Raw genomic sequence first — 11,526 nt, forward strand, 5'->3', positions numbered from 1 at the left:
CATTGGCCGGTCAATAAACAATACACATGGAATCATCATCACAAAAATTATCAGTAAAAGAAAAAGTTGGGTATAGCTTGGGCGATCTTGCAGCTAACCTTGTATTTCAAACTCTCGTAACTTACCTGGCTTACTTCTATACAGATATTTACGGACTCGATACCAATCATGCATCGGCACTGATGTTGGTGGTAGGCTTGATTGCTGCGTTTGCATTTAATCCTATCATTGGTGCCATTGCAGACAGAACGGTTTCCAAGTGGGGAAAATTTCGTCCATGGATCTTGTTTACAGCTGTCCCTTTGGGTGTAATTGCACTACTTGCTTTCAGCACACCTGATTTTTCGTATAAGGGGAAAGTGATTTATGCAGTAGTTACTTACACGCTCTTGTTGTTATTGTATGCAGCCAACAATCTTCCTTACTCTGCATTGAGTGGTGTGATTACCGGCGATATGAAAGAACGCAACAGTTTATCGGCTTATCGATTTGTAGCGGTGATGTTTGCACAGTTTTTTGTACAGGTATTTATGCTGCCAATCATAGTAGCAGCTGGCGGAGGCGATAAAGCCGTTGGTATTGAAAAAGTAATGACGTGGCTAGCCATCATCGGAACCGTGATGTTACTTATTACTTTCTTCACAACCAAAGAGCGCATTGTACCAAAGCCGGAACAGAAATCAAGTTTAAAAGAAGATCTGGCAGATATCTTTAAAAACAAGCCTTGGATAATTATGTTGGTGTTGACCATCCTTGTGTTTATTACGCTGGCGATGAAAGGTGGTTCCTATGTTTACTATTTTGAAAATTACGTCGACAAAAGTCGTTTAACGGAATTTATCACACCCATCTTAAATGGTTTTTCGAATATTGGTATCAACTTTTTTGGTGAAGATCCTGTGTCAGCAGGTTTTGGTTTGTTTAATGCAGGCGGAATTATTTTCATGATTGTGGGCATTGGTTTTTCCAAACGTCTTGCAGATAAATATGGTAAACGGGATGTATTTGGAGTAGCCTTGGTTATTTCAACCCTGTTTATCTTTTTATTTTATTTCTTCTCATCAACCTCGGTTGAGCTGATGTTTGGTTCACAAATTTTGCATGGCTTTTTCTATGGCATCACGATTCCACTTCTATGGGCCATGATCGCTGATGTGGCCGATTACAGCGAATGGAAAAACAACCGTCGGGCAACCGCCATCATTTTCTCAGCCATGATGGTTGGGTTGAAAACAGGATTAAGTGTCGGCAATGCACTACTGACATGGATATTGGGACTGTTTGATTATACTGCCAACAGTGAAACGGCACAGACAGCAACGGCCATAGAAGGAACCAAACTGTTAGTGAGTGTATTCCCATCGATTCCTTTTTTACTTGGAGCAGGCTTGTTATTCTTTTATGAGATCAACAAGAAGATGGAGACTCAGATTGAAAACGATTTAAAAGCACGCCGGGCTTAAAACTTATAACCTGAAACTTAAAACTATTCTATGCCAGAAGATAGCATTGATCATATCGACTTCGACGAATTAAACAAACGGGCCATTTCGCAACCGTTGGTGAAACATATTTACACCGCTGATCCGTCGGCACATGTATTTAATGGAAAAATTTATATCTATCCTTCGCATGATGTCGATGCCGGTGATGCGTTTGATGATCTCGGAAGCCATTTCGCCATGGAAGACTATCATATTCTTTCTATGGATTCACCAACAAGTGAAGCTGTTGATAACGGTCTTGCATTGCATGTAAACGATGTGCCGTGGGCCGCAAAGCAAATGTGGGCACCCGATGCTGCAGAAAAAGATGGCAAGTATTACTTATTCTTCCCGGCAAAAGATCACAAAGGTATTTTCAAAATTGGTGTGGCCGTAAGTGATTCACCTGTTGGGCCGTTTACGCCACAACCGGAAGCAATCAAGAACAGTTTCTCCATTGATCCTGCTGTGTTCAAAGATGATGATGGAAGTTATTATATGTACTTCGGTGGTATCTGGGGCGGACAATTACAACGTTGGCGCACTGGGAAATTTAATGCTGATCAACCTGAAAGTCCGGTTGCATTTTTACCGGAAGAAAACGAACCGGCATTATGTCCAAAGATAGCAAAGCTTACAAATGATCTGTTAGAATTTGCTGAAGATGTAAAAGATATTTTGATAACTGATGAAAACGGTCAACCGCTTTTGCAAGGTGATACCGACCGACGTTTTTTTGAAGCAAGCTGGATACACAAATACAACGGCAAATATTATTTCTCCTATTCAACCGGCGATACACATTATCTCTGTTATGCCATTGGCGATAATCCTTATGGCCCATTTAAATATGCCGGCAGAATTTTAGAACCTGTTGTTGGATGGACATCACATCATTCGATCTGTGCAATCGAAAACAAATGGTATTTGTTTTATCACGACAGCAGTTTAAGTAAAGGTGTTACGCATTTACGCAGTGTGAAAGTAACCGAGCTTATTCATGATGAAAATGGTTTCATCAAAACAATTAAGCCTTACAACGATTAAATAATAAAATCAGATGAAGAAATTTCTCTTAACCCTCTCTTTTGCAATTGTAATGTTTTTTACAAACGCACAAACCTTTAATAATCCCATACTCGCAGGGTTCTATCCTGATCCAAGTATTTGCAGAGTGGGAAATGATTATTATGTAACTACTTCTACGTTCGCTTATTTTCCCGGTCTGCCGATTTTTCACAGTACTGATTTGGTGAACTGGAAACAGATCGGCAACGCCATGGATCGTGAAGAGCAATTGGATCAAACCAATGCAGGTGTATCAAGAGGTTTGTTTGCTCCAACCATTCGCTACCATAAAGGAACGTTTTACATTCTTTGTACATTGATCGATAAGAAAGGAAATTTCATCATCACAGCAAAAGATCCCAAAGGCCCATGGAGCAATCCCATCTGGTTACCGCAGGTACGTGGCATTGATCCATCGATTGATTTTGTTGATGACAAAGCCTATGTTGTTTACAATAATGATGCACCAGATAACAAGCCATTGTACAATGGTCACCGCACTATCCGCATGTATGAATTTGATATTGATGCAATGAAAGTAGTAGGTGAAGAAATTTTATTGGTGAATGGCGGAACCGATCTTTCAAAAAAACCAATCTGGATTGAAGCGCCGCATATTTTCAAAAAAGATGATTGGTATTATTTGATTTGTGCTGAAGGGGGAACAGGATACAATCATACAGAAGTTGTGTTCAGAAGCAAATCTGTAAAAGGGCCGTATGTTTCATATGAGAAGAATCCGATTCTTACACAAAAGCATTTGGATAAAAAACGACCTAATCCTATCACAACTACAGGTCATGCTGATTTTGTAGAAACACCCGATGGAAAATGGTATGCTGTTTTTCTTGCCTGTCGTCCTTACAATGATGATTTTTATACAACCGGTCGTGAAACATTTTTGCTGCCTGTTGAATGGAAAGATGGCTGGCCGCATATACTCGAAGGAGAAGCAACAGTACCCTACACATTACCTGTTCCGATGCCTGCCATTACTAAAAAAGTAAATAATCCTTTTGGCGGTAACGTTACGTTCAGAGATGACTTCAAGAACGATCAATTTGATTTCCGTTATCTCTTCCTTAGAAATCCTGAAAAAGATGTGTACAGTTTAACAGCAAAAAAAGGATCGCTGCAATTAGCATTACGTCCGCAAACTGCTACTGAACGGAAAAGCCCTTCTTTTCTTGGCTACCGTCAGAATAATCTGAAAGGATATGCTTCTACCTGCATCAATTTCACAGCAGCATCAGAAAAAGAAAAAGCAGGCATGCTGATTTTTCAGAGCGAGAACTTCTATTACTTCCTCTGCAAATCTGTTGAAAACGGAGAGCCCGTTGTTCAGTTATTCAAATCTCCGGCAAGAGGTAAAACAGAAGCTGAACTGCTGGCATCGCAAAAATTAAATTCATCAAAAGAACTGTTTTTAAAAATTGAAGCAAGAGCAGATACCTATGCTTTCTTTTTTGGAGAAAAGAAAAACCAATGGAAACTTTTGAAAGAAGGAGTTGATGGTTCGTTCCTTACAACAAAAGTTGCAGGTGGATTTGTAGGGAGTCTGTTTGCATTATACGGCACGTCCAACGGTGCACCTACATCATCAGTGGCTTTGTACGATTGGTTTGAGTATAAAGGAGACGATGACGCTTTTAAAAAATAAGCAGTTACATTATTAAAGATGTAATTGGCTGTTATATTTTGTTCAATTAAACCAGGATCAAATCATATTACAATGAAATCATTTCTTGCCATTCTTACAACTGTTGTTTGCTTAACAGCAACAGCGCAGGATTACAAATCGTTCCCGATGTGGAATACAAAACTTTCCATTGAACAACGGGTGAATGATGTAGTGAGCCGTTTAACACTGGAAGAAAAAGTTGCGCAGATGCTCAATGCAACACCTGCGATTCCAAGACTCGGCATCCCTGCTTATGATTGGTGGAATGAAGTATTGCATGGTGTGGCAAGAACGCCTTTCAAGACAACTGTATTTCCACAGGCGATTGGTATGGCAGCAACATGGGATACAAATTCATTGTACCGCATGGCCGATTATTCTGCATTGGAAGGAAGAGCCATTTACAGCAAAGCAGTTGAACAGGGACGTACTGCTGAACGTTATCTCGGTCTCACCTACTGGACGCCCAACATCAACATCTTTCGTGATCCACGCTGGGGTCGTGGACAGGAAACATATGGCGAAGATCCGTTCCTAACGGCAATGCTTGGTCGCTCTTTTGTACGTGGCTTACAAGGCGAAGACCCGAAGTATTTAAAAGCAGCGGCTTGTGCAAAACATTATGCTGTTCATAGCGGACCTGAACCATCCCGTCACTCCGATAATTTTAATCCTACTGCTTATGATTTGTGGGATACTTATCTGCCTGCATTCAAAGAATTGATTGTTGATGCAAATGTGGCGGGTGTAATGTGTGCTTACAATGCGGTTGATAAACAACCTTGCTGCGGTAATGATCAACTGATGAATGATATTCTCCGCAAACAATGGAAGTTCAATGGTTATGTAACCAGCGATTGCTGGGCCGTAGATGATTTTTATAAATATCACAAAACGCATAAGGATGCAACAACATCAGCTGTGGATGCAGTGATCCATGGAACAGATTTGGAGTGCGGTGTTACAGTGTATAAAACATTGGTAGATGCCGTAAAAACCGGAATGATCACAGAAGCACAACTGGATATTTCACTGAAGCGTTTGTTTACGATACGTTACCGTTTGGGCATGTTCGATCCGGTATCAATGGTGAAGTATGCACAAACTCCCTCTTCTGTGTTGGAGAGTGCACCGCATCAGGCACATGCATTAAAAATGGCACAACAATCGATCGTGCTGTTGAAGAATGAAAAAAATACATTGCCACTCAGCAAAAAAATTAAGAAGATCGTGGTGCTGGGTCCGAATGCTGATAACAGCATTGCTGTTCTTGGCAACTATAATGGTACACCCTCAGAAATTATAACGATACTGAAAGGAATTCAAAACAAGGTTGGCAATACAGTCGAAGTGGTTTATGAAAAGGCTATCAATTTTACCAACGATACATCTTTGGTGTATGCTGATGTAAGTAATCAGTATTTGTATGAAGGCAAAAAAGGATTTAAAGCAGAGTATTATTCAAATAAAGAATTGCAGGGAGAACCTGCTGTTGTACAAACTGAAGCAGGCGTTGATCATTTCTGGCAAGAAGGTCAGCAGGTATTGGGAAACATCCGTGCAAATAATTTTTCTGCTCGTTATACAACCAACTTCACTGCGGCAGCTGATGGATCTATTCTGTTTGAAGTGGAAGCAGATGATGGTTATAAACTTTCCGTTGATGATAAAGAAGTATTGAATGCATGGACAAGAAACCGCTGGGGTGCAAGAACCTATAAACTAAATACAGTAAAAGGGAAAACCTACAAACTGGTTCTTGAATATTGGCAGGGTGAAGGAAAAGCCAATGTAAAATTAAAAGCAGGCAACTTGCAACAATTGAATTATGCTGACCTACTCAAAAAAGTGAGTGATGCTGATGCAATTGTTTATGCAGGTGGTATCTCTCCACAATTGGAAGGTGAAGAAATGCGTGTGGATTATCCGGGCTTTAATGGCGGCGATCGTACAACTATTGCGTTACCAACTGTGCAAACTGAATTGATGAAAAAGCTACATGCAACGGGGAAGCCTGTTGTGTTTGTAATGCTCACAGGTAGTGCCATTGCTACTCCATGGGAAAGTGAAAATATTCCTGCTATTGTGAACGCATGGTACGGTGGACAAAGTGCAGGTACTGCTGTTGCAGATGTTTTGTTTGGTGATTATAATCCAGCCGGTCGTTTACCTGTTACATTTTACAAGAGTGATAATGATCTTCCAGGTTTCCTTGACTATTCAATGGAAGGAAGAACCTATCGTTATTTCAAAGGCGAAGCATTGTATCCGTTTGGTCATGGTTTGAGTTATTCAATGTTTAACTACAGTGGTTTACAGTTACCAAAAACAATTGCAGCAAATAAACCTGTTACTGTTACAGTAACCGTGAAAAATACAGGAAAGCGGGATGGAGATGAAGTGGTACAGTTGTATGTATCACACCAACAAACAAAAAGCAAAGCACCAATTCGTGCATTGAAAGGATTTAAACGCATTGCCTTAAAAGCAGGTGAAAGTAAAACCATCAGTTTTAAACTTACTCCTGAAGAATTAGCATTGGTGAATGAAACAACTGGTAAGTATTATCAACCTAAAGGAAAAGTACAGATCAGTGTCGGTGGCGGGCAACCGGGTGTGAAAAACAAAACAACAAGCAATGTAGTAAGCTCACAGCTTCTTATTCAATAACATTAAACATCAGTCATTATGAGCAGCAATAAATCAGGCAGAAGAAAATTTTTGCAAGACGCAACAAAAGCTTCCGGCTTAATGCTGTTTGCGCCAATGGCCGGCAAGTTTAAATCGATCCAATCGACAGAAAAGAAAAAGGAACTTGTTATTCCACCGGGCAAAATAAAATTCGCCGTTATCAGTATCAATCATCCCCATATTTATGGAATGACGGATGCAATTAAAAGAGGTGGTGGAGAATTAGTGGCGGTCTATGCAAAGGAAGCTGATTTATTGGCTGCATTTTCTAAAGCATATCCTGAAGCGAAATTGGCAAAAAATGAAAACGAAATTTTAGAAGACCCTTCCATTCATTTGGTTTTAAGTTCAGGCATTCCGGATGAAAGAGCTCCGCTTGGTATTCGTGTGATGAAGCACGGGAAAGATTATTTAACCGATAAACCCGGAATTATTACTTTACAACAATTGGCTGAAGTAAAGAAAGTACAAAAGGAAACAAAACGGATTTACTCCATCATGTATAGTGAAAGGCTGGAGAACAAAGGCACAGAAAAAGCCAGTCAATTGGTAAAAGCCGGTGCAATCGGTAAGATTATACAAACAATAAATTTAGCGCCACATCGCATCAGCAACAAGTTTGGCACTTCGGGCTTAGCCGTAAGACCAGATTGGTTCTGGGATAAAAAACGCTATGGTGGAATATTAACTGATATTGGCTCTCACCAATTTGATCAGTACTTACATTTTACAAATACAACAGAAGCAACTGTACTGATGTCGCAGGTAGGCAATGTACATTTTCCCGAAGCTCCATTGTTTGAAGATTTTGGAGATGTGATGTTGAGTGGAAATGGTGGCGTGGGTTATATAAGGGTAGATTGGTTTACACCTAACGGTCTCGATAGCTGGGGCGATGGAAGATTAACCATTTTAGGTACCGACGGATATATTGAGGTAAGAAAGAACATCGACATTCTTTCCGGTAATAAAGGCGGCAATCAATTATACTTGGTCAATCAAAAAGAAACAATTCACATGGATTGCAACAATGAAGCACTTCCATTCGGGCCATTATTTGTTGATGATGTAGTGAACCGGACTGAAACCGCCATGAGCCAGGCGCATTGTTTTTTGGCAACAGAGCTTGCCTTAATTGCACAGAAAAAAGCAAAGGTGATGAATTTGAAAAAATAATTTTCTGCAAATGCCATGAAATGGTCAACTAAAAATATTGCCATGCAAAATGAAAAAAGAAAAGGTATTGGAAGAAGAAAATTTCTAAAAGATACCATTAAAACAGCAGCAGGCACTGCCATTGCCTTGCATTTACCATCCATTGTGCCAGCAAGCGTATTTGGAAAAAATGCACCAAGCAATCGTATTAATGTTGCAGCTATTGGTACAGGAAGAATCTCCCGTGGTCATGATATGCCGGGAGTTTGGAAACATGATTACGCACAGATCATGGCTGTTTGTGATCTCGATCTAAAGAGAGCAACAGAAGGTAAGAAATTAGTGAATGACTATTATACAAAGAGAGACAACAAACCATACGATGGTGTAAAGCTTTATACCGATTTCCGGGAGCTACTGCTTAATAAAGATATTGATGCCGTATTGATCAGCACACCAGATCATACACATGCAATGATTGGTGCTGCAGCGGCACGTGCAGGAAAACATATCTACATGCAAAAGCCTGCATCGTTAACTATTGCAGAAGGAAGGATTATCAGCAATGTTGTACAGAAAAGTGGTGTGAAGTTTCAAATAGGAAGTCAGCAGCGAAGCAGTGATCAATTTCGTTATGCAGCAGAGCTTGTTCGCAATGGACGCATTGGTGAATTGAAGACAGTGTATGTTGGTTTACCCGGCGATCCTCCCGGTGGTAAGAAAGATGAAATGCCGCTTCCTGCAAATTTCAATTACGATATGTGGCTTGCATCAACACCTGATGTGTATTATACAGAAGACAGAGTTCATCCACAAAATGGTTATGGCCGCCCCGGTTGGTTGCGTTGCGAACAATTTGGTGCAGGTATGATCACAGGTTGGGGAGCACATCATATTGACAGTGCACATTGGGGCATGGGTATGGAAGCAAGCGGCCCAACAGAAATCTGGACACAACATGTTGAATTTGCAAAAGATGGTTTATGGGATGTGCATGGTATTTTTAAAACGGGTGCGAAATATGCAAGCGGTGTAACAATGATGGTGAGTAATGAGTTTCCGAATGGGATAAAATTTGAAGGAACGAAAGGATGGATCTTTGTTTCGAGAGGCGATTACCAGGCAACATCCAGCGACCCCAATGCAGGAACTGTGCAGGCCAAGAAGATTGATGCAAGCGATCCTAAACTACTCACATCTGTAATTGGCGAAAACGAATTTCATTTTACCGTAAGTAACGATCATCATGGTAATTGGCTGGAAGCCATTCGTGATAATAAAAAAACGATCGCACCTGTTGAAGAAGCACATCGTGCATGCTCCGCTTGTTTGTTGCACCACATCTCCATGAAGCTGAAACGGAAATTGTATTGGGATCCTGCAAAAGAACAATTCAAAAATGATGCGGAAGCAAACGGCATGTTATCCCGACCGCAACGGAAAGGATATGAAGTGATATAGTCTCCAAATGAAAAGTGTCGAATCAAAAAATAAACAATCCATCATGAAACAGCTGGTCATTGCCTGTGTTTTCGTTTTAGCCGTTGTAAATACTTACAAACTAAACGCACAAGTAAAGTTGCCGCAGATCGTAAGGGACAGTATGATTCTGCAAAGAGATATTCCGGTAAACATCTGGGGATGGAGTGCAGTGAATGAAAAAGTAAGTGTAAAGTTTAATGGGAAAACATACAAGACAAAAGGTAATGCCGAAGGCAAGTGGCTCATCAAACTACCCGCAACAAAAGCAGGTGGACCTTATACTATCGACATAACTGCAAGCAACAAGATCAGCCTCAAAGAAATTTTATTTGGCGATGTTTGGTTTTGCAGCGGTCAATCAAATATGGTGCATCAACTCAACATTCATGATGTAACCTATGCAAAAGAAATAGCCGAAGCAAATGATCCGCAGATTCGTCAATTCTGGGTGCCAACACTCACCAGTTTGCAAGGCCCGCAACAAAATTTGCCAAGTGGATACTGGAAAGCAGCCGTGGGCGAAGACATCCGACCATTCTCTGCAGTAGCTTATTTCTTTGCCAAACATTTACACGAAAAATACAAAGTACCCATCGGCATCATCAATGCAAGTGTTGGAGGTACACCGATAGAAGCATGGACGAGTGAAGAAGGATTAAAAGATTTTGCTGCATTGCAAACAACGATCAACAAAAATAAGGACACAGCTTATCTCAACAGTCTTACTCGCAGACCTCCCGGTGGTGGACCAAGACCAGCACCACCAGTTGATGCTGGTTTGAGCGGAACAACAAAATGGTTTGATGTAAACTTTGTTCCTAAAGGATGGCGTTCAATCAACATCCCGGGTTATTGGGAAGACCAAGGCATTAAAGATTTGAATGGTGTTGTTTGGTACAGAAAGGAAATTGATATTCCTGCATCCATGGTTGGCAAAGCGGCCAAAGTTTTTCTTGGACGGATCATTGATGCAGATGAATTATACATCAACGGTGTGCGTGTAGGCAACACAACCTATCAATATCCACAACGCAGATACACTGTTCCTGCAACTGTATTAAAAGCAGGAAAAAATGTTTTCGTTGTTCGTGTTACGAACAACGCAGGCAAGGGTGGTTTTGTACCCGATAAACCGTATTGCATTTTTGCTGGCACTGATACTGTTGATTTAAAAGGAACATGGCAATACAAAGTGGGTCTTGTAAACCGTCCATTTGCCGGAGGTGGTTTTGGTGGCGGCGGTATCAATGCACAAAATCAACCGGCGGCATTGTACAATGCAATGATTGCGCCTGAAATAAATTATACCATCAAAGGATTTCTTTGGTACCAGGGCGAAAGCAATGCAGGCAGGCCACAGGAATACGGCGCTTTGCAAACTGCACAAATTCGTGACTGGCGCAGCAAATGGAACCAAGGTGAGTTGCCTTTTCTGTATGTGCAATTGCCCGGCTTTATGGATTATAATTATCTCCCTTCCGAAAGTGGCTGGGCCACACTTCGTCAACAGCAATTACAAACGCTTGCTGTTCCAAATACAGCAATGGCCGTGGCTATTGATCTGGGTGAGTGGAACGATATTCATCCGGATAATAAAAAAGATGTTGGTATTCGTTTGGCATTGGCAGCACGCAAACTTGCTTACAACGAAAACATCATTTACTCGGGCCCGTTATTTCAATCGGCACAAATCGACGGCAATAAGATCGTTGTTTCATTTCAACATATAGGCAGCGGTTTAATTACAAATGATGGAGAAGAGTTGAGTGAGTTTGCTATTGCAGGTACTGATAAAAAATTTGTATGGGCCAAAGCAAAAATTGAGGGCGACAAAGTAATTGTGTGGAGCGATGAAGTGAAAGAACCAATCTATGTACGCTATGCCTGGGCCGATAATCCGGTGCAACCGAACCTATATAACAAAGAAGGTTTACCTGCTTCACCCTTTACAACTGAAAAGTAAAA

At 40.9% G+C, this 11,526-nt stretch carries 7 protein-coding genes; all 7 read left to right on the forward strand.

Annotated elements, in window-relative coordinates; all coding sequences use genetic code 11:
- The first annotated feature begins 26 nt into the window (after nucleotides 1-26).
- The 7 genes from WG989_RS07005 (at nucleotide 27) to WG989_RS07035 (ending at nucleotide 11,524) form a co-directional block, all read left to right on the forward strand.
- Nucleotides 27-1,463, forward strand: a complete 1,437-nt coding sequence (locus WG989_RS07005) for an MFS transporter (RefSeq protein ID WP_340428293.1) — start codon at nucleotides 27-29, stop codon at nucleotides 1,461-1,463.
- Nucleotides 1,464-1,493: 30 nt separating this feature from the next.
- Nucleotides 1,494-2,531, forward strand: coding sequence for a glycoside hydrolase family 43 protein (locus tag WG989_RS07010; RefSeq protein WP_340428294.1), 1,038 nt, complete (start codon nucleotides 1,494-1,496; stop codon nucleotides 2,529-2,531).
- Nucleotides 2,532-2,544: 13 nt separating this feature from the next.
- Nucleotides 2,545-4,212 (forward strand): glycoside hydrolase family 43 protein, encoded by a 1,668-nt coding sequence (locus tag WG989_RS07015; protein WP_340428295.1) that lies wholly within the window; start codon nucleotides 2,545-2,547, stop codon nucleotides 4,210-4,212.
- Nucleotides 4,213-4,284: 72 nt separating this feature from the next.
- Nucleotides 4,285-6,903, forward strand: a complete 2,619-nt coding sequence (locus WG989_RS07020) for a glycoside hydrolase family 3 C-terminal domain-containing protein (protein WP_340428296.1) — start codon at nucleotides 4,285-4,287, stop codon at nucleotides 6,901-6,903.
- A gap of 18 nt (nucleotides 6,904-6,921) precedes the next feature.
- A complete protein-coding gene (locus WG989_RS07025; protein WP_340428297.1) occupies nucleotides 6,922-8,100 on the forward strand; it encodes a Gfo/Idh/MocA family protein in 1,179 nt (392 codons plus the stop codon).
- 42 nt (nucleotides 8,101-8,142) lie between these two features.
- Complete coding sequence (locus WG989_RS07030) at nucleotides 8,143-9,540, forward strand: Gfo/Idh/MocA family protein (RefSeq protein ID WP_340428298.1); 1,398 nt, start codon at nucleotides 8,143-8,145, stop codon at nucleotides 9,538-9,540.
- Between the two features lie 43 nt (nucleotides 9,541-9,583).
- Nucleotides 9,584-11,524, forward strand: a complete 1,941-nt coding sequence (locus tag WG989_RS07035; protein WP_340428299.1) for a sialate O-acetylesterase — start codon at nucleotides 9,584-9,586, stop codon at nucleotides 11,522-11,524.
- Nucleotides 11,525-11,526: the final 2 nt, after the last annotated feature.

The organism is Lacibacter sp. H407 (assembly GCF_037892605.1).
Classification (GTDB): domain Bacteria; phylum Bacteroidota; class Bacteroidia; order Chitinophagales; family Chitinophagaceae; genus Lacibacter.

What these genes read in the sequence shown, in the direction of transcription:
- WG989_RS07025 (WP_340428297.1), top strand. Translation starts at nt 6,922, where the DNA reads ATGAGCAGCAATAAATCAGGCAGAAGAAAATTTTTGCAAGACGCAACA.
- WG989_RS07020 (WP_340428296.1), top strand. Translation starts at nt 4,285, where the DNA reads ATGAAATCATTTCTTGCCATTCTTACAACTGTTGTTTGCTTAACAGCA.
- WG989_RS07035 (WP_340428299.1), top strand. Translation starts at nt 9,584, where the DNA reads ATGAAACAGCTGGTCATTGCCTGTGTTTTCGTTTTAGCCGTTGTAAAT.
- WG989_RS07010 (WP_340428294.1), top strand. Translation starts at nt 1,494, where the DNA reads ATGCCAGAAGATAGCATTGATCATATCGACTTCGACGAATTAAACAAA.
- WG989_RS07005 (WP_340428293.1), top strand. Translation starts at nt 27, where the DNA reads ATGGAATCATCATCACAAAAATTATCAGTAAAAGAAAAAGTTGGGTAT.
- WG989_RS07030 (WP_340428298.1), top strand. Translation starts at nt 8,143, where the DNA reads ATGCAAAATGAAAAAAGAAAAGGTATTGGAAGAAGAAAATTTCTAAAA.
- WG989_RS07015 (WP_340428295.1), top strand. Translation starts at nt 2,545, where the DNA reads ATGAAGAAATTTCTCTTAACCCTCTCTTTTGCAATTGTAATGTTTTTT.